Source organism: Rhizobium sp. WSM4643 (assembly GCF_025152745.1).
GTDB lineage: Bacteria > Pseudomonadota > Alphaproteobacteria > Rhizobiales > Rhizobiaceae > Rhizobium > Rhizobium leguminosarum_I.
This window is the reverse complement of sequence record NZ_CP104043.1, coordinates 149,313-172,602: the sequence shown is the minus strand read 5'-3', so window position 1 is coordinate 172,602 and position 23,290 is coordinate 149,313. Positions and strand designations below refer to the sequence as shown.

16 protein-coding genes and 2 pseudogenes are annotated in these 23,290 nt (G+C 58.2%); 16 read left to right on the top strand and 2 right to left on the bottom strand.

Features of this window, described 5'->3' with window-relative positions:
- Positions 1-12 precede the first annotated feature (12 nt).
- Complete coding sequence (locus tag N1937_RS30270; RefSeq protein WP_260060404.1) at positions 13-1,557, bottom strand: acid phosphatase; 1,545 nt, start codon at positions 1,555-1,557, stop codon at positions 13-15.
- A 199-nt stretch (positions 1,558-1,756) separates the two neighbouring features.
- On the opposite strand from N1937_RS30270, the pseudogene N1937_RS30265 reads away from it, so the two are divergent.
- From N1937_RS30265 to N1937_RS30190, 16 genes and pseudogenes are all read left to right on the top strand, one after another.
- A pseudogene (locus N1937_RS30265) lies at positions 1,757-3,045 on the top strand (cytochrome-c peroxidase).
- A gap of 125 nt (positions 3,046-3,170) precedes the next feature.
- Positions 3,171-3,419: a FitA-like ribbon-helix-helix domain-containing protein gene (locus N1937_RS30260; protein ID WP_017968315.1), complete on the top strand. Its 249-nt coding sequence runs from the start codon at positions 3,171-3,173 to the stop codon at positions 3,417-3,419.
- Positions 3,416-3,838, top strand: a complete 423-nt coding sequence (locus N1937_RS30255) for a type II toxin-antitoxin system VapC family toxin (RefSeq protein WP_017968314.1) — start codon at positions 3,416-3,418, stop codon at positions 3,836-3,838. Before N1937_RS30260 ends, N1937_RS30255 begins: the two co-directional genes overlap by 4 nt.
- A 115-nt stretch (positions 3,839-3,953) precedes the next feature.
- A complete protein-coding gene (locus N1937_RS30250) occupies positions 3,954-4,880 on the top strand; it encodes an ArsR/SmtB family transcription factor (protein ID WP_017968313.1) in 927 nt (308 codons plus the stop codon).
- A 210-nt stretch (positions 4,881-5,090) separates the two neighbouring features.
- A complete protein-coding gene (gene arfA, locus N1937_RS30245) occupies positions 5,091-6,599 on the top strand; it encodes an arabinosylfuranosidase ArfA (protein WP_260060403.1) in 1,509 nt (502 codons plus the stop codon).
- Between the two features lie 314 nt (positions 6,600-6,913).
- The gene (locus N1937_RS30240) at positions 6,914-8,818 is read left to right on the top strand and encodes an ABC transporter substrate-binding protein (protein ID WP_170260512.1); all 1,905 of its coding nucleotides are present in this window, start codon (positions 6,914-6,916) and stop codon (positions 8,816-8,818) included.
- 113 nt (positions 8,819-8,931) lie between these two features.
- On the top strand, positions 8,932-9,936 hold the full coding sequence (locus N1937_RS30235; RefSeq protein ID WP_003554064.1) for an ABC transporter permease: 1,005 nt from the start codon (positions 8,932-8,934) through the stop codon (positions 9,934-9,936).
- 3 nt (positions 9,937-9,939) lie between these two features.
- Positions 9,940-10,797: an ABC transporter permease gene (locus N1937_RS30230; RefSeq protein WP_162115258.1), complete on the top strand. Its 858-nt coding sequence runs from the start codon at positions 9,940-9,942 to the stop codon at positions 10,795-10,797.
- Between the two features lies 1 nt (position 10,798).
- On the top strand, positions 10,799-11,788 hold the full coding sequence (locus tag N1937_RS30225; protein WP_260060402.1) for an ABC transporter ATP-binding protein: 990 nt from the start codon (positions 10,799-10,801) through the stop codon (positions 11,786-11,788).
- Complete coding sequence (locus tag N1937_RS30220) at positions 11,785-12,597, top strand: ABC transporter ATP-binding protein (RefSeq protein ID WP_260060401.1); 813 nt, start codon at positions 11,785-11,787, stop codon at positions 12,595-12,597. Before N1937_RS30225 ends, N1937_RS30220 begins: the two co-directional genes overlap by 4 nt.
- A gap of 150 nt (positions 12,598-12,747) precedes the next feature.
- A complete protein-coding gene (locus N1937_RS30215; RefSeq protein WP_260060400.1) occupies positions 12,748-14,991 on the top strand; it encodes a bifunctional diguanylate cyclase/phosphodiesterase in 2,244 nt (747 codons plus the stop codon).
- A 145-nt stretch (positions 14,992-15,136) separates the two neighbouring features.
- Entirely contained in the window at positions 15,137-19,579 is a 4,443-nt protein-coding gene (locus N1937_RS30210) for an NACHT domain-containing protein (RefSeq protein ID WP_260060399.1), read from the top strand.
- A 188-nt stretch (positions 19,580-19,767) separates the two neighbouring features.
- Positions 19,768-20,067 carry a hypothetical protein gene (locus N1937_RS30205; RefSeq protein WP_260060398.1) on the top strand — a complete coding sequence of 100 codons (300 nt, stop codon included), beginning with the start codon at positions 19,768-19,770 and terminating at the stop codon, positions 20,065-20,067.
- A 246-nt stretch (positions 20,068-20,313) separates the two neighbouring features.
- On the top strand, positions 20,314-20,748 hold the full coding sequence (locus N1937_RS30200; RefSeq protein ID WP_017968299.1) for a hypothetical protein: 435 nt from the start codon (positions 20,314-20,316) through the stop codon (positions 20,746-20,748).
- Between the two features lie 619 nt (positions 20,749-21,367).
- Positions 21,368-21,516, top strand: a pseudogene (locus N1937_RS30195) (polar amino acid ABC transporter ATP-binding protein); the annotation flags it as partial.
- Positions 21,517-21,692: 176 nt separating this feature from the next.
- On the top strand, positions 21,693-22,295 hold the full coding sequence (locus tag N1937_RS30190) for a hypothetical protein (protein ID WP_260060397.1): 603 nt from the start codon (positions 21,693-21,695) through the stop codon (positions 22,293-22,295).
- Positions 22,296-22,516: 221 nt separating this feature from the next.
- Here the strand turns inward: N1937_RS30190 and N1937_RS30185 are convergent, their stop codons facing one another.
- The gene (locus N1937_RS30185; RefSeq protein ID WP_311202863.1) at positions 22,517-23,185 is read right to left on the bottom strand and encodes a hypothetical protein; all 669 of its coding nucleotides are present in this window, start codon (positions 23,183-23,185) and stop codon (positions 22,517-22,519) included.
- Positions 23,186-23,290 lie beyond the last annotated feature (105 nt).

The following is a 23,290-nucleotide window of genomic DNA, read 5'->3' as shown; positions in this document are numbered from 1 at the left end:
GCTCGTAATCGGTCAATGTGTCAGGTCGAGTGCAGCTGTGAGGTCACCCATCGGCGGCCGGTCGTTATTGCGCAGCGCCTTGTCGCGGGCGAGGATGCCGGGCAAAACCGGCAGATCGTAGCGCGCGGTGATGAAGCGGATGATCGACGTGGTGTCGTACTGGGTATGATCGACCATGCCGCCCTTGGCGAAGGGCGAGATGATGAAGGCGGGAATACGGTTGCCCGGACCCCAGCGGTCGGCCTTCGGCGGTGCGACGTGATCCCAGAAGCCGCCATTCTCGTCATAGGTGACGATAACGAGCATATGGGGCCATTGCGGGCTGTTCTCGAGATGGGAAACGATATCGGCAAGATGCTGGTCACCGCTCGAAACATCGGCGTAACCGCCATGTTCGTTGAGGTTGCCCTGCGGCTTGTAGAAGGAAACCGCCGGCAGCTTGCCGTCGTCGATATCCTTCAAGAAGGCTTCTCCGCCAAGGCCGCCGTCTTTCAGGTGTTCGGCACGCGCCGGCGTACCGGGCGCGAAATTGGCGAAATAGTTGAACGGCTGATGATGGAACTGGAAGTTCGGCACCGGCGTGGCGTTCTTGCCGTCGAGGGCTGCCTGCCAGGCGCCGCTATACCAGCTCCAACTGACACCCTTCAGCGACATGAGATCGCCGATGGTGATTTCATGCTGCGGTGGCAGCGTCGTTGCGGCGGCCGGATCGGCAAAGGCCGGATCGCCGTCTGTGGCCGGCGGATTGGCGCTCGGCTGGTAGGGCGGTTGCATGGTGTTGACGGCGTAGAAGTCAGGCGTCAGCGTGCCGTCGGAGACGAATTTCGGTGCGCCCTCCAGCGCCGACTTCGGGGCATTCTCCGCGACCGTCAGCGATGTCCCATACGCATCCACCTTGGCGATGGTCGGCTTGGCCGGGCTCTTGTCGGCATCCGGATAATAGGGCGCGCAGGCGCAGACCAACGCGAAGTGGTTGAGGAACGAACCGCCGAAGGCGCCCTGGAAGAAATTGTCGGCAATGACGTATTTCTTGGCGACCTGCCACATCGGCAGGATGGAGCCGTCGTAGTGCCCCATGACCAGGCTGCCGGAATCGGCCCAGGCGACGAACTTGTCGTTCTTGCCGCCGTCGATCTGCATCTGCTCCTGATAGAAGCGATGCCAGAGGTCGCGGGTGATGACCGAAGGCGCCTGCGCGAAGCCCTTCGGATCGTCGATCGCGAAGGAGGCGTTGGCAAGATGGGCCGACTGCGCCTCAGTGACAGCAGGCGTCACCCCCTTGGCGGTGAGGCCGCCCCAGGCCGGCGGCAGTTCGGGCAGCGGCTGGCCGTCGCGGTCGAGCTGGCGGGCGCGATCGGCTGTCGCGTTCGAGAGCCCGTCGGCGCCGGGAAAGCTGCCGTAGAGATTATCGAAGCTGCGGTTTTCGGCATAGATGACGACGACATTGTCGATCTTGTCGTAGCCGGCGGGCGCCGCATGGGCTGCCGTCGCCATGGCAAACGGCACCATGGCCGATCCGGCGAGACGGATGGAACGGAGGAGTTTCAGTCTTTTCACGGCAAGTACCTCATGGCTAGGGGGCGTTGGCTAGAGGGAGCGGAGAACGCTCGGGGGCGCGCTGAGGCTATTCCCGCCGTCTATCAACTTTGTGACATCAGGACTTGCCGTGATGCCGCACGAGGATGGCCGTCATCAATTTGTTGCAGCGGGGTTCGATCATAGCGGAAACCGGCCCCAACTTATTGGAATCCTTATGATGACGACGAAGATCATCTGGCTTGTGCGGTCCGGCCTGGCCGTCAGCATGGGTGCCGTGGCGCTTGGTCTTGCCCTTCTTCCCCTGCGGTAAAGCAGCGCGGCAGCTGCCGCCGGCGTGCATCCGGGGCCGATGTCGCGCACGGAAGCCTTCGCCCGGGCCGAAACGCTCACAGCGCTCGGCCGCAAGATATTCTCAGATACCTCGCTGTCGGCCTCGGGGCTTCAAGCCTGCGCGTCCTGCCATGATCCGGCTCACGCCTTCGGCCCGGCATCGGCCATGCCGGTTGAAATGGGCGGCGAGCATCGGGACCAGCCGGGGCTGCGCGCCGTTCCGACCCTGCGCTATCTGCAATCGGTGCCTGCTTTCACCGAGCATTATTACGATTCCGAGGACGAAGGCGACGAGAGCGTCGACAACGGCCCGACGGCGGTTTGACCTGGGACGGCCGGGTCGATCACGGCGCCGATCAGGCAAAGATCCCGCTGCTCTCACCCTTCGAGATGGGCGACAGGGATGTGGCCGAGGTGGTGGCGAAGCTGCAGACGGCGGCCTATGCCGACGACATCAAGGCGGCATTCGGCGAGACCGTGTTCGACAATCCTAAGGACGCCTTCGATGCCGCCGCCGAGGCGCTCGCCACCTTCGAACAGAGCGGTCCAGATTTCTATCCCTATTCCAGCCGCTACGACGCCTTCCTCGCCGGCAGGGCGACGCTGACGGCGCAGGAACTGCATGGGCGCCAACTGTTCGAGGATCCGGCCAAGGGCAACTGTTCAAGCTGTCACTTGAGCGAACCCGCCAATGACGGCGAGCCGCCGCAATTTTCCGATTTCGGCTTCCTCGGGCTTGCCGCGCCGCGCAACATGGCGATCCCCGCCAACAACGATCCCAACTATCATGATCTCGGTCTTTGCGGCCCGCAGCGCACCGACTTTGCCGGACGCAGCGACTATTGCGGCCTGTTCCGCACCCCGACGCTACGCAATGTCGCGTTGAAGCAGAGCTTCTTCCACAACGGCTATTTCCATTCGCTGCGCGACGTCGTCTCCTTCTATGCGACGCGCGACAGCGATCCCGGCCGCTGGTATCCGAAAAATTCCGACGGCACGGTTCGCAGATATGACGACCTGCCGCAGGCCTATTGGGACAATCTCAACCAGGATCCGCCCTTCGGCAGGAAGCCGGGCGACGCGCCCGGGCTTACCGATCCCGAGATCGACGATATCGTCGCCTTCCTGGGAACCCTGACCGATGCCGATCTGCAGCCTGAGGCGACCGGGCACTGACCCGGGCCGGCGGACCACGCTTGTTGTGGACCTGCCAGGCTAAGGACGGAAACGCATCTCGCGACCGTTGCTTGAGAAGATGCGATCAATGATTTATATGCTGTCATTGATGAATGGAGGCAATGATGGCCAGCATGACGATCCGCAATCTCGATGATGGATTGAAGCAGCGGCTGCGCGTTCGCGCCGCCACGCATGGCCGGTCAATGGAAGACGAAGCACGCGATATTCTGCGTACGGCACTTGCGACGACCGAGCCGGTGGCGCGCAATCTCGCCGATACAATTCGCTCCCGCTTACAATCGGTCGGAGGGGTTGAGCTCGAAATTCCCCCCCGCCAGCCGATCCGGGACGCGCCGGACTTTGACGCGTGATCGTCCTCGATACCAACGTCATTTCGGAACTGCTCACGCCGGCGCCGAATGTGGCTGTAATCGAATGGCTCGGGGCACAACATCCACTATCGGTATTCACAACCGCGATTACCGAAGCGGAAATTCTATATGGCTTGCGCCTGCTTCCTCACGGTCGGCGTCGGCGTGATCTCGAGGCAGCAGTCCTGCCGATATTCAATGAGGACATGAGTGGCCGTGTCCTGCCATTCGATCGTGACGCGGCAGACGTCTATGCCATCATTGCCACCAATCGCCGCGAGGCTGGCAGGCCGATCAGCCAGTTCGATGCGCAGATCGCAGCCATCACCGTCTCGCGCGGCGCTTCAGTCGCAACGCGCAATGTGTCCGATTTCGAGGGAATCGGCTTGCAGATCATCAATCCGTGGAAGGATATCTAAGTCCCTCGCATCGCAGAATTCTAAACCATCTAAGTCAGTCACGGTCGATCTAAGCATTCCCACTTGATGTATCACAATTTCCGATATACATCATTTCATCGGAAATAGTGGGGGAATGATGGAACGCTCGTTTTTGACGATTGCCGCCGGCGAGAATAATGATGCGATACGCGCGCTTTCAGCGCCGGCGCGGCTTGAGATGCTCAAGCTGCTCTGCGCCAGGGGGCCGATGAATATCAACGATATCGCGCGTGCTCTTTCTCTTCCACAATCGACTGTCGCCACCGGGATCCAGATTTTGGAAGACGCCCGACTTGTCGATTCCCAATTGACCAAGGCGCGCAAGGGAAACCAGAAGATCTGCTCTGCGATCTACAGCGAAATTCTGATCAGCTTTGAGGAAAGTGCCGCGCAAAGGGCCAACAATATCATCGAAGTCGAGATGCCGGTTGGGCTCTACACCAGCTGTGACGTCCATGCGCCATGCGGTCTTTGCTCCACCGAGAGCGTCATCGGCCCTCTCGATGTTCCCGACTATTTCCTCGATCCGCAGCGCATGCAGGCCGGACTCGTCTGGTTCGGCAGGGGATATGTGGAATATAAATTCCCCAACAACGCCAAGGTGTTGAACAAGGATATCCGCGCCATCGAGTTTTCGTTGGAGCTGTCGTCTGAGGTGCCCGGTACCAATCCGGACTGGCCCTCGGATATAACGCTCTGGGTCAATGGAATGGCGATCGGCACCTGGACGTCGCCCGGCGACTACGGCGACAAGCGGGGCGCCTTCACGCCGGCATGGTGGAAGCTCGAGGGCTCGCAATATGGTATGATGAAGACCTGGCGGATCTCCACGCGCGGAACCTTCATCGACGGTATCGCCGCATCGAATGTCACGCTCAGCGATCTCGCGCTTGCCCAGCACTCTTCCATCCGGCTCCGGGTCGGCATCGCGGAGAATGCCGGCCATACCGGCGGCGTCAACATTTTCGGCCGCGGCTTCGGAAATCACGGACGCGATATCATCATGCGGCTGCATGTCTGAAAAATAAAAATCGGGAATCCTGATTTAAACATCACGCTTTTTTCCAATTCCGATGACCGATAAAATACGACAACATACTGTAATAAAATAATTTTCTCGGAAATCTGCATTAGTATGATTAAAAGCGCAACTCGGTTGACAGAACAACATTCCTGATATCAAGTTAGGGGCAAGAAAACAAAAAATCTGATATATAAACGGGAGGATCCGTTGAAGACGAATGTTATTGTCCACCGCGATTTCCGCATCGCGACCATTGACTCCAGGCTCTACAGCTCATTTCTCGAGCACCTCGGCAGGGCGATCTACGGGGGCATTTATGAGCCCGGACATCCCACGGCCGATGAGGACGGGTTCCGCCGGGATGTCCTCGATCTGGTCCGTGAGCTCGACACGCCATACTGCCGTTATCCCGGCGGCAACTTCGTCTCGGCCTATAATTGGGAAGACGGCGTCGGCCCGCGTTCGGAGCGCCCGGTGCGCCTCGACCTTGCCTGGCGCACCCGTGAAGCCAACCAGATCGGCGTGAATGAATTCGTCGACTGGTGCAAGAAGGCGAATACCAAGCCGATGCTTGCCGTCAATCTCGGATCACGCGGCCTGGATGCCGCCCGCAATTTCCTCGAATATTGCAATCATCCCGGCGGCACCTACTGGTCGGATCTGCGCCGCAAGCACGGCTGGTCCAATCCGCACGATGTGAAACTGTGGTGCCTCGGCAACGAGATGGATGGTCCCTGGCAGGTCGGCCACAAGTCGGCCTATGAATATGGCCGGCTGGCCGACGAGACGGCGAAGGCCATGCGCGGCTTCGACAAGTCGCTCGAACTCGTGGTCTGCGGCTCGTCGAATTCCGACATGAAGACCTATCCCGAGTGGGAAGCCCAGGTTCTCGAGCAGTGCTACGACAGCGCCGATCATATCTCGCTGCATATGTATTTTGCCAACCGCGAGAAAAATACCCTCAACTATCTCGCCCGCGCGACGAAGCTCGACCGCTACATCACCACGATCGGCGGCGTGATCGACTACATCAAGGCAAAAAAACGCTCGAAGAAGACAATCGGCATTTCCTTCGACGAATGGAATGTCTGGTATCATTCCAACCAGCAGGACAAGGAGATCCTGGCGCGCGACGAATGGCCGGATGCGCCGCATCTCTTGGAAGACATCTATAATTTCGAGGACGTGCTGCAGGTCGGCGGCATCTTGAACACCTTCATCCGACGCTCCGACCGGGTGCGCATCGCCTGCATCGCACAGCTCGTCAACGTCATCGCCCCGATCATGACCGAAGACGGCGGTGCGGCCTGGCGCCAGACCATCTATTACCCTTTCTATTACGCCTCCCGGTATGGCCGTGGAACGGCGCTGCAGCTGGTCGTCGATGGCCCGACCTATGACAGCGACGAGGAGAACGACGTCCACTATCTCGACGTATCGGCAGTCCATTCCGAGGACGGCAAGACGCTGACGTTCTTTGCCGTCAATCGCCATCCGAGCTCGGCGCTCGATCTCGATGTGCGGCTGGAAGGCTTCGGAAATGCCCGGGTGGTCGAGCAGGTGGAGATGACCCATGGCGATCTGGAGGCCGTCAATACGGCTGCGCGGCCGAAGACGGTCGCCCCCGTCAATGTCGAGAGTGGAAAGATCGAGGATGGACGGCTGCGCGCGGCGCTGAAACCGTTCTCCTACAACGTCATTCGGCTGTCGGTGTGACAGCTACCGCCGGGTGGCCCATTCAGGCGCCTCCCGGCTAGAACAGGATGATTTCAGGCCGGATCGGCCTAAAATCTGAATCCTGTTCTAAATTAAATAGTTAGAGCATGATGTCGTCCGAAAACCGCTCACACTTTTCGGCATCATGCTCTGGGATATTCGGCTCGCTGCGAGGAGGCAGGGAGCCGGAAGGATGGTTCACCGAGGTCCAGGACCTGACTGTTCAAGTCCTGAGGCTTCTGCGAACCGACAACCGCGACGTGCCCATGCGTGCCTTTACGGCCGCCGTATCGTCGCTTTCTAGGGAGGAGTTCATGCAACAGTGGAAGAGGCTCGCATTTGGCGTCGCGCTGGCCGCACTCGGCCTGACAGCGACGGCCAAGGCCGATGACTACACCTCCTTGCCGCGCAAGGAGACGCTCATCGTCGAAAATCCGGAAGGGACGATCAAAAATCCCGGCTGGTTCAACATCTGGGTCAATGGCGGCGGCGGCGTATCGACCGGCCTGCAGCAGCTGACCATGGATACGCTCTGGTATATCGACCCCGAACAAGGACTTGGCGGCGCGACCTGGGATAATTCGCTGGCTGCCGACAAGCCGCAATACAATGCCGACTTCACCGAGATGACCGTGAAACTGCGCAAGGGGCTCTTCTGGAGCGACGGCGTCGAGTTCACGGCGGACGACGTGGTCTACACGGTCAAGACGCAGATGGATCATCCCGGCATGGTCTGGAGTGCTGCCTTCTCGGTGCAGGTGGCAAGCGTCGAGGCGACCGATCCCTCGACTGTGGTGTTCAAGCTGAAGAAGCCCAATTCGCGCTTCCACGCCATTTTCACCGTTCGCTGGAACGGCGCCTGGATCATGCCCAAGCATGTCTTCGAGAAAGTCGAAGATCCGCTTCGTTATGATTTCGCCAATCCCGTCTCGCTCGGCGCCTATAAGCTCAAGGCATTCGACCCCCAGGGCAAGTGGTATACCTGGGAGAAGCGTGACGACTGGCAGCGGACATCGCTTGCCCGCTTCGGCGAGCCGGCCCCGAAATACGTGACCTATACCGATCCCGGCCCGCCGGATAAGCGGACGATCGCCCAGCTCGAGCACAATCTCGATATCATCCACGACAATACGCCGGAAGGCATGTTCACCCTCAAGGAGAAATCCAAGTCGATCGAAACCTGGTTCCCGGGCTTCCCCTTTGCCCATCCGGATCCGACACTGCCGGCCGTGATCTTCAACACCCAGAATCCGCCCTTCGACAATGCCGATGTACGCTGGGCGCTTGCCCTGCTGATCGACATCAAGGCGGTTGATATGGCGAGCTATCGCGGCGCTGCGACGCTGTCGGCGCTCGGCGTGCCGCCGACGGCGGCCACGATGAAGGACTATCAGGCGCCGATGCAGGATTGGCTGAAGAATTTCGAGGTCGATACCGGCAAGAGCAAGATCAAGCCATATGATCCGACAGTCGGGCAACAGATCGCCGATATCCTGCGCAAGCAGCCGAAGTTCAAAGACCAGATCCCGACCGATCCGGAAGCGATCAGCGGTGCCTTCGGCTACGGCTGGTGGAAACCGAACCCGAAAGCGGCCGGCGAACTTCTGGAAAAGGCAGGCTTCAAGAAATCCGGCGGCAAATGGCTGACCCCTGATGGACAGCCCTTCAAGATCCGGATGACGGTGGAAGGCGACACACGCTCGGTCTTCACCCGCGCCGGGACGCTGATCGCACAGCAATGGGCGGCCTTCGGCATCGACGCCAAAGCCGTGCCGGCCGCTAAACTTTGGCAGACGGCGCTACAGCCCGGCGATTTCCAGGTGGCGATCGCCTGGAGCGTCGAAACCTGGGGCGGCGATCCCGATCTGTCGTTCTTCCTGGATAGCTGGCATTCGCAGTTCGTGGCCAAGAAGGGTGACAATCAGCCGCCGCGCAACTGGCAGCGCTGGAGCAATCCGGAGCTCGACAAGATCATCGAAAGCATCCGCGGCATCAGCGCCGACGATCCCAAGGGCGTCGAGCTCGGCAAGGATTATCTGAAGTTGGTTGCCCGCGAAATGCCGACGATCCCGCTGATGTCGTATAACGTCTTCACCTCGATGGATACGACCTATTGGACCGGTTATCCGACGATATCGGATCCCTATACCGATCCGGTGCCGAATTGGGCCAACTCCAGGCTGATGATGGTCAAGCTGAAGCCGGCACAACCGAAATAATCCTCCCAACGCCGGCGCGAGTGTTGCGCGCCGGCCCCCTAATCGGCGGGCATGTGGCGTGTCCGTCGATCCTTTCCACTCGATGAAGGGAACCAGAGAGGAACCACTGCCCTATGACGTCCTATCTGATCTTTGTGCTGAAGCGGTTCGGTCAGTTTCTGCTTGTCGTATTTCTTGGCGTGACCATCACATTCTTCGTCACGCACCTGACCCCGATCGATCCGGTCGAAGAAAGCATAGGCGCCATCACCCAGATGGGTCAGTCCGATCCCAACGCGATCGAGCTCATGCGCCAGTCGCTTCGCGAGCTTTACGGCATGGAGGGCTCGATCTGGCAGCAATACCTGCATTTCTGGCTTCGGCTTGCGACCGGTGATCTCGGTCCCTCGCTGTCGGCTTTTCCCACACCCGTTTCCACCATCATCCTGCGATCCCTGCCCTGGACCATCGGGCTGATGACGGTGTCGACCCTCATCACCTTCGTGCTCGGCAATGCCATCGGCGCGCTCGCCGGCTATTACCGCAAGGACATGGTGCTGAAGGCCGTCAGCCTCGTCTTCATCGCCCTGCTTCCCATTCCCTATTACATTCTGGCCTTCGTGCTGCTGATTGTCTTCGGCTATCTCTGGCCGGTGCTGCCGATCAACGGTGGCTACGAGATGAACGCCAATCTGGACCTCTCCTTTGCGCTGGTCTTCGATATCCTGAAACACTCGATCCTGCCGGCCTTGTCGCTGATTATGGTCGGCGCCGGCAGTTGGCTGATCGGGATGCGCGCGCTCGTTTCCAACATCATCACTGAGGATTACGTGGTCTTCGCCGAGCTTGGCGGCGTTCCGAAGCGAAAGATCCTGCGCTCCTATATCGCCCGCAATGCTATGGTGCCGCAGTTCACCGGGCTTGCCATGTCGCTCGGCGCAATCTTCAACGGCACGGTGATCACCGAAATCGTCTTCGGCTATCCGGGCATCGGCAACCTGCTGATCGAAGCGGTGCACGCCGGCGATTACAGCCTGGTGCTCGGCCTCAGCGCATTGTCGATCGTCGGCGTCGCCGCCGCCGTCTTCATCATCGACATTCTGAGCCCGCTGATCGACCCGCGCATCAAGGTGGAATAGAGCATGTTTACGATTGTCCGCGACCTCGCGCGCCAGAATATGGAATTCCTCTGCGGCCTGCTGCTCTTTGCCGTTATCGTCGGCTTCGTCATCTTGTCGTATTTCTCGCCCTACGGCGCGACTGACATCTATCTTCTGCCGCCCGATATGCCGCCCGATGGCGAATATTGGCTCGGCACGACATCGCGCGGCCAGGACGTTTTCTGGCAACTGACGACCGCCCTCAGGAACACCTTGTTTTTCGGCATCGGCGTCGCCTTCATTTCACGCATCATCTCATTGGTCGTCGGCCTCGTCGCCGGTTATGCCGGCGGCGCGGTCGACCGGGTGCTGATGGCGATCAACGATAGCGTCATGGTCATCCCGCAATTTCCGCTGCTGATCCTTTTCTATTTCGTGCTGAAGGATAGCATGACGTGGACGGCGCTGATCCTCATCATGGCGTCGCTCGGCTGGTCCTACGATGCACGCCTCATCCGTTCGGTGGCAATCAGCCTGAAGACGAGATCCTTCACCACCCAGAGCGTCTATTCCGGCATGAGCATGCGCAAGATCCTCGTCGAGGAGCACCTGCCCTATGTTCTGCCGATCGTCTTTGCCACCACGATGAACAACATGATCTGGTCGATCGGCATGGAGATCACCCTCTCGGTGCTCGGCTTCACCGATATCGAGACGCCGACCATGGGCATGATGATCTATTGGGCCAATGCGCATTCGGCGCTGATCTCGGGCATATGGTGGTGGGTGGCCGCCCCCGTCGCTGTCATCGTCGTCCTCTTCCTGGCGCTCTTCCTGCTGTCCATGTCGATGAACGAATACAATGATCCGCGCAGCCGGCTGAACCGGATGGGAAATTAGAATGGATCCTTTGGTCGAAATCCAGAACCTGAAAGCCTATTACCGTGCCTTCCTCTTCGGCGTCGATCGCGAGGTGCGCGCCGTCGACGATATCAGCCTGACCATCGCCCGCGGCGAGGTCTATGGCGTTGCCGGCGAATCGAGCAGCGGCAAGACCACCCTGATCAAGACCATCGCCGGCGCCATCCGGCCGCCGCTGCGGGTCGTCTCAGGCAGCGTCAAATTCCATTTCGCCGGCGGCACCCAGGACATCTACGCGATGAGCCCGGAAGAGCGCATGGCGCTGCGCTGGCGGCATCTGTCCTATATCATGCAGGGCTCGATGAATGTGCTCAATCCGGTGCGCCGGATCCGCCATTCCTTCACCGATTTCGCCTTTCGCCACATGAAGGTCAGCAAGGCAATTTTTTTCGAGAAGGTCGCCATCCATCTGCAGCGGCTGAAGCTGGATCCGCAACTGCTCGACGCCTATCCCCACGAACTCTCCGGCGGCATGCGTCAGCGCATGACCATTGCGCTTGCCACCATCCTGACGCCGGAATTCATCATCGCCGACGAACCGACGACCGCGCTTGACGTCATCGTTCAGCGCGACGTGCTGTCGATGATCCGCGAAATCCAGCGCGAGATGGGCTCGTCCTTCCTGTTCGTCACCCATGACATGGGGGTGCATGCGACGGTCTCCGACCGGATCGGCATTGTCTATGCCGGGCGTCTTGTCGAGGAAGCGCCGACCCCCAAGCTCTTCAGCAAACCGCTCCACCCCTATACGCAGCACCTCGTCGGCAGCCTGCCGCGCATCGGCGATGCAACGGCGCGCCCTTCGCTGGAGGGGCGCCCGCCGAACCTCGCCATGCCGCCGGAAGGCTGCCGGTTTCACCCGCGCTGTCCGAAGCGCATGGACATCTGCTCACAGAGGGTTCCGCCGCTCGTCACCGTCGAGCCGGGGCGGCGGGTGGCGTGTTTTGCCGTTACGGGAGATCAGGTTTGAGCGCTCTTCTTCGCCTCTCGCATGTCACCAAAGTCTACCGCCAGGGCGGCATGCTCGGCCGGCGCCTGATCACGGCGGTCAAGGACGTCAGCTTTGAACTCGGAGCGGAGCCGGAGATCCTCTCGATCGTCGGCGAATCCGGCTCGGGAAAATCGACGATCGCGGCGATGATCCTCGGCCAGACCGAACCAACGGAAGGCGAGCTTCAATTCAGCGGCAAGACCGTCGCCATCCATAGCCGATCCGAACGCAAGGCTTTCATGAAAGAGGTGCAGCCGGTTCTCCAGAACCCCTTCGAAGCCTTCAATCCGCTGAAACGTGTCGATCGTTATCTCTTCGAGACCGCCCGCAATTTTTCCTTCTCGGGAATCCGGCCGGACCGCCAGCAGGCGGAGAAGATGGCGGATGCAGCACTCGTCCATGTCGGCCTGACCCTTGAAGAAGTGAAAGGCCGGTTTCCCCACGAATTGTCCGGTGGCCAGCTCCAGCGCGTCGCCATCGCTCGCGCGCTGATCCCGCAACCCCGCCTGCTGGTGGCCGACGAACCGGTCTCCATGGTCGATGCATCGCTGCGCATGGCCATCGTCAATCTCTTCGGCCGCTTGAAAAACGAGCTCGGGCTCTCGATCGTCTACATCACCCACGACCTCGCCACCGCCTATTATATCAGCGACAACATCATCATCATGCGCAAAGGCGAAATCGTCGAGCGAGGACAGGCGCGCAGTGTCTTGGACAACCCGCAGCATCCCTATTCGCGGGCGCTCAAAGACGCGGTGCTGGCGGCGGACTTCAGCCCGGCGACATAAGCGCTGCGGGCGAGGTGCGGGAACGCTAGGTCTGTTACCCCGGCTCCAGGACGAATAGGCAGTTTTCCTTTTATAGGACGCCGGCAGGTTTAGCGTTGCCTTAAAGAAACCGTGCCAGGATGAGGGCTTCTCATCCACGCCGGCAACCTGATGAAACTTCGAAGAAATCTCGCTCGCTCTGTCATAAGCCATACCAGCGCCTTCGCTCCGGCAATATTTGCGGCCATTATTGCGGCAATCGTCGTCTGGATGGCAACGAACTGGCGGCTGGAGCGATCGCTGGCCGATGAACGCTCGATCGTTGCCGGCGAGCTTGCCACCATATCCTCACGGCTTCAGACGAACCTCAACAGCAATGTGAAGCTGTTGCAGGGACTGGCGGCTGGCATCGCCGTCAATCCGGCGATGGACCAAGACGGATTTTCCAAACTTGCCGCTGAGATCCTGAAGCCCGATTCACAATTGCGAAGCTTCGCCGCCGCGCCCGACATGGTGGTCAGGTGGGTTTATCCGGAGAAAGGAAACGAAAAGGCCATCGGGCTCGACTACCGAACCAATGAGAAGCAACGGGCTGCCGCGATGCTGGCGCGCAACACGCACAATATCGTTCTGACGGGCCCGGTGGAGCTTATCCAAGGTGGAACCGGCTTTGTCGTCAGGTACCCGATCTACATCAATGACGGAAAAAGCCAGATTTTTTGGGGCCTGCTTTCCGGCATTGTAGACATACCCAAGCTTTACCAGGAAAGTGGCCTTGCTTCGACCGAGCTCGAGATTGCTATCAGCACCGTACCGGAGCCGAATGCGCCCAAACAGGTTTTCTTCGGCAGCCTGGCAACGTTTTCCAGGAAGCCGGTCCAGGCATCCGTCGATATCACCTATGGCCGATGGACCCTCGCCGCACTGCCAAAGCAGGGATGGGGCCAAAATAACGGGATCGGCATTTTTGAGTTTTACGCGAGCCTGTTGGCATTCTGTGTCGTTGCGCCGATTGTCTGGATCGGCTTTCTGACCAAATCGCGCCAAAGAACGATCGAAAAGCTTCGCCTTCACAAGAAAAAGCTCGTTCGCGCACGACAGCGGCTGGAGTACCTGTCATTGCATGACGCATTGACGGGGCTTCCCAACCGACGATTTGTCGACCAGTTGATCTCGCAACCGCCGAGACCCAGTCCACAAGATTGCCTGATATTCATTCATATCGACCTGGATCGATTTAAAGAGATCAACGACACCAAAGGGCATGCCGGCGGCGACGCGGTCTTGCAGGAAACGGCTTCGCGCCTTGCCGATTTGGCTGGTCCCAACGACGTAGCGGCTCGGATCGGTGGAGATGAATTCATCTTCGCCAGCTGGAGTGTCGATCCGGAGCCGAAGGCAAACGCATTGGCAGGGCAAATTGTCGATGCGCTCGAGCAACCCCTCTTCATTGACGGTGCGGCCTGTGTTGTCGGGGCAAGTGTCGGCGTCGCCTGGGAGAGTGAACATGCTCTCGGGCGCGACCTCGGCCAATTGCTTCTCAATGCCGATTTGGCTCTGTACGAGGCGAAGAAGGCGGGCCGCGGCCGCGCGGCGGTTTTTACGGAAGAGCTTCGCAGCGCCGCGGTTCATGCGAAGGAATTGGCGGACGAATTCAATCAAGCGCTCGATCGCGACGAACTCGTTGCATTCTTCCAACCGCAGTTCGATGCAGACACATTGGATATTGTCGCCGTCGAGACACTTGCCCGTTGGGATCACCCGCAAAAAGGTCTGCTCGCCCCGGACAAATTTCTGGAGGTCGCGGAAAAGCTGGGGCGCACCGGCGACATGGATAGGCTGATCCTGCAAAAGGCCCTGTTCGAGCTGACGAGATGGGACAGCTTGGGAATGCAAATTCCCCGTGTTTCGGTCAACATTTCAGCGCGTCGACTGGCGCAGGCCAATCTGCTTGCCGAACTATCCGAGCTTCCCATAGCGAAGGGTCGCCTGTGTTTCGAGCTGCTCGAAACCATCTCCTTGAATGCTCTTCAACCTGTTCTCAACGAGATCATTCCCGCCGTCAAAAAGCTTGGCATCGAAATCGAGATCGATGACTTCGGCACCGAACATGCCAGTATCGTCAGCCTACTTCGATTTGAGCCGCGACGCCTGAAGATCGACCGCGAAATCATCAAGCCGATTATCGCGTCTCCATCGCAGCGCCGCCTGGTCTCCTCCATTATCGAAATCGGCCGATCGCAGAACATCGACATTGTTGCCGAGGGCGTGGAGACCATGGAGCATGCGAAGATCCTGAAAGATCTCGGTTGCCATATATTGCAAGGTTACGCTTTGGCACGACCAATGACCTCGGAGCAGTTGATTGAATTTTGCCGTGTAAGGGACAACGGAATGACGGAGGCGGGCCGGTAGTCAACCCTGCATTCCGAGTATGACTATTTTCCGTGCGTGTTCCCAATTGATTTGTGGTGGCCTTTTTCGAGGCCGAATTAAGCGTCCCGCACGACTATCTAACCAGATGCTGGCAAAAATTGCATGGCTCGCGTAAAAGTGCGCCATGGACAAAGATGATGTGCCCGCCATTGTGACGCCTATAAACCGGGCTGTACTGGCGACTGCGACCACGAACGAACAAAAAAGACGGCGGGACGATTTCAAGGCAGCCACAAAACGGCTGTTAGCACTGCGCGTAGGTTATCTTTGTTCTAACCCCGATTGCCAAAAACCAACGATCGGGCCAAAGAAAGGAGGGACTGGCTTCGTCAACACCGGTGTCGCAGCTCATATCAAAGCGGCTGCACCTGAAGGTCCGCGCTATGACCAAAATCAGACCGTTGTGGAACGAAGCGCTTTCGACAACGGTGTGTGGCTTTGCGCCGATCACGCACACATCATTGACCACGACGAAAAACATTTCACGACTGAGCTTTTATTGGAGTGGAAGCGTGGGGCCGAGGAGCGAGCTTTCCGCCAGCTTATCAGTGGTCAAGGACACGCGGCAACTCCGAGCACAAGAGACGATTTAGCTGCGGAATTGCATAACCTTCGATTGCAACTAGGGCTGCCAGACGAGCAGGACCTGGAATGGATTAGAGCGCGAGTAACAGCCGGAGCTTTAGCTCAGATTGAGGCCTTTGAGGCAGCGCCGACCTGGCCCCGGCATCCAGTAAATCTAGAGCTCGCGTCCAAAACCGCGGAGCGTCTGGAGGCAATGGATATTTCGCGCTTGCCGAAGGTCGTTCTGGCAGTCCAAAAAGTCGTTCTCATTTCCGGGCCGGGGACAGGCAAGACCACCACGCTCCTGCAGGCCGCCCGCTTCGTGATGATGGAAAACCTTATTCCACTCTTTGTGCCGCTGGGCGAATGGGCCGAGGGCCGCTTCGAACTGCTGGGTTGGTTGATTGGGCGCCACGGTTATGAAGGGCTGAACGTCAATCATCTGAAAATTCTTGCGCACCACGGCGAGTTGGTACTGTTTCTGGATGGCTGGAATGAGGTTCCCGCGAGTTCTCGGCGACGGCTCATCAAGGAGCTGGACGGCTTACAACGGGACTTTCCTTTGCTGAACATGGTGATGAGCAGCAGACGCGAAGCGCTCGAGATGCCCCTAAAAGGACGACGCGTTGACGTATTGTCGCTCTCCCAGACCCAACAGATGGACATTGCTCGAGGCCTGAAGGGCGACGCAGGCATTCGCGTCCTGGATGCCGCCTGGAGAACGGAAGGTCTGCGCGAACTCGTCTCCATCCCACTCTACCTGCGTTCTCTTTTGGCGATCTCCGACGCAGGTAAGCTCCCCGAGACCAAGGAGGAAGTGCTACGTCGAATGGTTGACGCGCATGAAGCTGAGCCCGCGAATGCGGATTTGTTCAACCGAGAACTTCTTGGATTTCAAAGACGCTACCTGTCCGCTCTTGCGACATCCGCACAGAGGGCGGAAAGGGCGACGCTGCCTACGAAAAATGCACGGTCCCTTATCGCGGCGGTCAACAGATCTCTCATCGAGGAGGGAGAGACATCGGCTTCGCCAAGTGCGCAGGATGTCCTAAGCAAACTGGTCGACGCTCATTCCCTTGTTCAGAATGAGGAATTGTTTGGTTTCCAACATCAGCAAATCCTTGAATGGTTTGCCTCGCTTGATCTGGAAATTGTCCTTCGGGCGAGTAAGGATGGCCTAGCACTTGACCACCCCGTTGTCACCGAATGCCTGAACGAGGCCGCGTGGAGCGAGCCAATACTGTTCGCGAGCGAGCGCATGTCGCGCTCAGACGCCGTCGGGATTGGTGCGATTGCAGCCGTAGTTGAAATCCTGCTAAAGATTGATCCTTTGTTTGCTGCGGCGGTGGTAAAGAGGTCAGGTCCAGCCTTATGGGAGATCGTCGGCAAGACGGTCTCGTCGTTCGCACGGGCTTGGCACGCCTCTGGTCGAGTCGATCGCGCCGTAGCGTTTATGATTGAGACGGGTCAGGCCGAGTTTGCTAACATCCTGTGGCCGCTGGTAGCAAGCCAAGACCATCAAGTGCAATCGCATACGATTCAGCTTGTTCTGAGATTCAATCCATCTGTGCTCGGCGATGTCTTGAAACGGGAATATAGCTCGCTTCCGGATCGAACTCGAGATTCGATCGTGGGAGAACTCGCCTATCATGGCGACAGCGCCGGTATGGACGCCGCCCTTGAGTTGGCTCTGTCGGAGCGAAGCGCTGCGATACGCTTCCAAGCTTTCGATGGACTTTCCTTCCGCGGCGCGACCACGAGGATTGAGGAGCTGCTAAGAAAGTCGGGGGATGAACTCGCTGAAATGATCGCGGCACGCGGATATCTAGACGCGGTCCACGACAATTCGCTGCTCGCCGACTTAGAGACACGAAAAGAAAAACTTACCGCCGCCAACAGCCCCGAAGACCGGCTTGCAAAGGCTAGTAGTTCAACTCCGGACGTTGTGCTGCGAGAAACTATTGTTTCCACTCTCAAGAGCCGCGAATTTTCCTTTCGCGATCAAGGCGCTTATGCTTTGGCCGAAGCAGCCAGGAGGTTGCCGGAGACTGTCGCAGCGACACTTCGGTGGCGCTTGGAGAACGGTCTAAATTTGCCATTTCGCCCATTCGGCTATCTTGAAGCAGAAGCGCCGGCCGATACTGGTCCCCTCCCCGGGATGTTGCTTAACGAGGAGGTGGCTCACGACGTAGCTGAACATGCATCCTTCCTAGTCGGCCCTCAAACCGTCAAGCGGCTTCTTGAGAGTCTACTCGCTGCTCGACGTGAGTTTCGTGTTGCCGAGCTGCGCACGCAAGCCGCCTATGCGCCGGTAAGAAAGCTATACGATATACTTGAGAGCACGCGAGCGTCGGTTCTTTTTGAGGCATTACGGTCTTGTTCGACGGGCTGCTCGCCGGTAGAAATTGAAGATCTTTGCGAAGTCATTACCTCTCATGGCCGGCATCATGATCGGGGAGACATTCCCCTAACAATCGAGCAACTAGAGAGCGCCGTCGCACTCCTGAACGGATGGGGACGGCAGTTACTTAGCCAAGGAGCCAATCGCAGAGAGCTGGGAGCACTAGCCCGGGCGATGCGACGGCTGGCCCATCCAAACCAAGTTAGCATTCTTGCGGATATGCTGAATGCCGATCTAGCGGGGTTGAGCACCGCAAAGGCTGCTTTTCAGAAGAACCGCCGAAATGAGGCGGCTCTTGATGAAATTCGGTCCTCGCACTCGCATGGCTACAGACTATCGCTGACGGCCGTCGGCACGCCGGAGGCCGAGGCTGTTCTCGCCGGCCACCTACACGACCCTGAATTCGGCATCGAGGCTGCAGTAGGCCTTCAGGTGATCTGGCTGGAGCGGAACGAACCTCGAATAAAGAAAGCGTTCCAGCCCCGGCCGGACTTCGAGCGGGCGATGATAAATCGATCCCGGGACCGGGGCACGACGACCGAATCGGCCGAAGCTATCCTCCAGGCCGCCGAGTTGGCCAAGACGGACGGCACGCAGGCAGGGCACCGCCGCGCAATGAAATTTGCAGGCTGCGCCGCCCTCCTTCCACATGGACAAAGGGCGGACTTCTACAACGAACTGATTTCCGCTGATGTCGACCCCCGCGCCAAACTCGACCTTGCTACCGGAATGTTGGTCGGGGGATTGAGAGTCCCGACAGCAATCATCAAGGACGCATTGAAACAGACTGTCGATGCGCTCGGTGAACGCAAATGGGTTTCGGATGACCAATTCGAGGACGTCATCGGCTGGATCAAACTCTTACCTTTCTCCGATAGACCGGATGATACGCTGGACGTCCTCGACTCTATAGCCCCCAACATCAAGCTTTCATGGCTACGGATCAGGGATATCCTTTCGATGGTTCGGTACACATCGGAGAGCCAACGGATCGGACTGCTAAGAGGATTCGTTCAACGATTTCCTGAACTCGCTGCACAGTATGAGCTTTACATGGCAATGCAAAATCCGGGGGGACTTACGCTCGATTTTCTTCAAGAGTTAGCATCGGGACGATACGGAGAGGGCGCGATGGATCGCGGTACACCTTATGATTATCCGCAAACCATCTATGCAGCGCTACCGGCCGAGGAGAGGGATGGACTTCTCGATCGATTCACTGGCGCCCGCGATCAATCGGCTAGGGAATTTATCGCGGCTGTCCTAGTGGCCGGGAGTGACCATGAGGCATTTCTGAAGCTAGTTTGTGATGTCGTTGGCCGCCGCGCGATTGCTCGCAATGATTGGAGCACTCGGCAGAACTTACTGTATCATCACCAGCCCATTGGTGGAAATAGCAATCAATTCGAGCTCATCCCTCGGGACTTACGGTTGCTGCGCAAGGGACTGTTCGACCTTATAAAGTCTGATGATGCCGAGACCGGTGTATTCGCGTCTGAGTATTTGAACAGCATTGATGAAGAGCGCGACAAAGAAGGCGGCATCGATGCTGGCCCACGACATCCTAACATCGCGTCTGGGCGGGCATGGCCGGAAATATGAGCATCGGGAGCGCAGGATGAAACACATGATCCTGACGCTCCTCAGAAAGAACGGAAATATTTGCCCGGTCGGAGCCAGCCGGCGCTGGATGCCGGAAGCGTCAACGAGGATGGTTCTGCAAAGTTTCAATTGACCGTTTCCGATGGCGAGGCGACACTCGCAACCTGTAGCGAGGCAGGAGGAAAACGATGGACGACATAGACCGCTGGCGCGACATGGCAAGCGCACCGAGAGACGGTAGCCGGATCCTCGTCACGATTCGCCCGTCCGAACAGGGGCCGGCGGAAGTTGACCTCGCCTATTGGTCGAATGGCGATCAGTTCGGTGCAGAAGGCTGGCGCGCCTCTGATTCCTCGCCCGGGCATATCATCGAATATGCCGAGCCGGAATTGAAGTGTTGGATGCCGATGCCTTCGGCCAATCGTACCTCGATGCCCTCTCCCTGGGAAGGCGACGATGACCAAGAGCTCTACGGGTCGGGGATTTAAGAGATCGCGCGCGATATTGCGATGTTGCGGTACGCTGCGGGTGGAAAATCCAGTTGAAAATGACCCGAGACCGCCGACTCAGCGACGCCTTAAAGGCAGCCGCGCGAACGGCGTGTCGTCGATTCCGGCTTCCGTTCCACTTCAACGCAGGTGCCGTTTTCAATCGTGATTGGACATCGGCTGCGACCTGAGCGACGCTGTTTTCGGGAGGCGGACCATCTATTTTTCCGGAGATAGGAGGCCGAAATGGAACAGTACGCATTAGACCAGTTGAAAAGCATCGCAACTGTCAGCCCGACCTGCAAGCGCCTTGAAATGACTTGGCGCGAACGGCTTGAACGCTGGGCCGAAAGTCTCGAAGGCAGCCCCAGACCGTTTCTCAAGACACTTCACGAAACCGAGTATCAGCCGATGGCCGATCGGCTTGCTCTCAGGGCTGACGGCACCCCGATCTCCGTTGCATTCGCTGATCCCATGCTGCGGGCGGCAGGGATGGAAAATGATAGCTATGGCGAAGCCAAACGATTCTTCGAACTCGGCGACGAGCAATTGCATGATCTTGTGTGCTTCTGCCATTTCGGTGAACGCGTCAGCGCGGCAGTCGTCGCTCGCCGTTTGCGAAAAATGGCAGGTTGCAAACCAAGCGGGTTTTTCGCTCAGCTTCGTGCGTTCTTTGGCTGATTGAAGCGAAAAGCCACCATCTGACATGCTGGCCGGGGATGCATCGATCCCCGTCGCGGATGGCACGCGCGACGCCCAAGCCGGACCGTCGGGTCGCTGCTCCTGCGGCAACGACTATGGCTGACCATTTTGAGGGGCAGATTTCTGGAGCAGTTGGTTCCTGCTGGTCAACTGGCGGGTCCAGGTTTTCTGCGCTGGCCGACCACGCCCCCCAAGGGACTTGGGTCAGGGCGTTCACCAGCAGCACCCACACCTATGTCAGCGTGCTGGGGAAAGATGCCTCGCCGAGCGACTATCCAGTCAGGGAGACGCTTGAACAGGCCGTATCGCTACTTGCCGCCAGCCAACCACGCGCTTGCCATTCTAGGTGATTTAACGGAAAATCCTCGGCGTGGCCCTTGAGGCCCGGGCAGTCTGCCATGATCGGAGAACGCCGTGCCTCTGAAAAACATTTTGGCCGCAGCAGCAATCGTCTTCATGACCCTCTCAGGATGCGCAACTAGCGGATCGGACAACACAACCTATGCACAGCCGCAGGGGATAGGCCCAGTTCGCGGTGAGATAGGCGGTTACTAGCCCATCGAGAGTGTTTCGACCGCTTTGGAAACACGGCCTGGCTGTTTACGACGAACCGACCTCGGCGCTCGATCCGATGTCATGGTCGCTGTCGCGCAGGAAGGCATGACGATGATGATGGTGAACCCACGAATGGGCTTTGCCCGCAAGCTCGCACAACGCGTGGTGTTCATGGATGCCGGCGGCAAGATCCCGCGCCACGAATTCCGCCCGTTACGTGACTCGGTCACGGCTCCGACGAGACCTCACCGCGTTTACCACCCACGGATCACAGGTGCTGCATCGCTTTGGCAGATCGGGAGTTCATGCTGTCGTTGTGACATCGGGTCAGTCCAAAAGCGTCACAGTCTCGATGAGGGATATCTGGAATGTCGATCTTGCTCAGAGGTTTGTCCCTATTGGTCGGACTAACATTGGCGGCGCCCGTTTCTGGCACTTGCTTGAGCGCTAAAGAAACCAAACAGGGCGTGCTGCTTACCAGAGAAGTGCCTTTCTTTTCCGCGTTCTACAAGCCGGACGGTCCGGGTCTCACAGAACAACGGCTGATGGAGCGTAACCGTTCACTGCAGCCGGTGTCGGCTGTATATTTGCACCCCTTGCTCGTCGAAAAGAGAGTTAGTGCCAGCGGGACGCATGAGCTGAAATACGCCAATGCGATTGCGTTAGACGATCTACCGCAGAAGAAGAACTGGCAATCCGAGACTACGCTTTTCATCAATGGCAAAAAATCCGTTTCAGGCGCCACTATGATTAGGTTCGACGGCTGGGGAGAAGAAACGATCGCGTCTTGTTCCTACAAAGTTTGGGCCATCAACAGCCGCCTCCAACTGACGGGATTGCCTCCGATTATTTTTGAACAATACTATTCCCCCGAGCTTCGTCTCGTTCTTCGTTCGGTAAGGCTGGGCCCCTCCAACCAGCCGTTGAGCGAGGTTCGATTTGATCGATTCCAAATTGGCTGGGGCAACTGATTGATCGTGAGGTCAGACTGCCAGTACGAAAGCAACTTCGCGTCAATTTCCTGAACGCTGAGCGACCGCCTCCGAACTAAACTGATCTTCGGGAGACGGCCATTCGAGTAGATCTGATCGACAAAGCCAACCACGTGCGGGACCAACTCCGATCTTGCACTGCCGACCTTCTTAGCACGTCATTGTTAGCTCAATTTGTTCAGCAGCGCGGTTCCTTTAAATCACTCGGCTTCATCGCCTGTCTTTGGAAATAGGTACAGGACATTCGATCCGTTCGATCGCGTGACAGTCCCGGTCGTTCGACGGCCGGAGCTTCGTTCTCCCACACTCTGGATCGCCGATACGAGCCCCTCACGCTGGCGATAGTAGTCCGGCTTGGCAGGCAGCGTCAGACCGAACTCTTCGAGCATGCGCTCAATCAGGTCCATGGCCTCGGCTGCAAGACCCGCATAACCTTCCTGGCGCTTTTCAAAGAAGCCATCGTAGCCGGGCCTAGAGAGATCGAGGCTATCCAACGCATAGTTGAGGTTCTTGACCCGGTTCGACAGCCACAAGATTTCGTCTGACAACTCAGTAGTGAAAAGCTTCCAATCGGCGTCCTTCGGAAGCGAAAGGACGGGATCCGGAACGTGAAACACGAATTCGCCTTCATCCATCGGATTGAATTCTGGGATGTCCCGGACTGCCGCATAGCTCGCTCCGGCGAAGTCGTCGAGCGCCAACACCGTCATCATTGCCAGATTTCTCGCCTCGCTTCTTGGGCGTCGATTGATCTGCTTTCTTGCGAGCTGAATTACTGTGGGGATGCAAGCGCCAGCTGTTATGCCACCGGCAGCAATCAGCGCTCCCATTACCATTATTCCTTGAGTAGTTTCGAAGAATTGCGTCAAAAATCACCTCATTCGATTGGAGATGCGGGTCGCGTCAAAAGCACGCGCAGACGGAATCAGAGCTGGTTTCCCTGGACATCACTAGGCGTCTTTGCTGAGCACCGG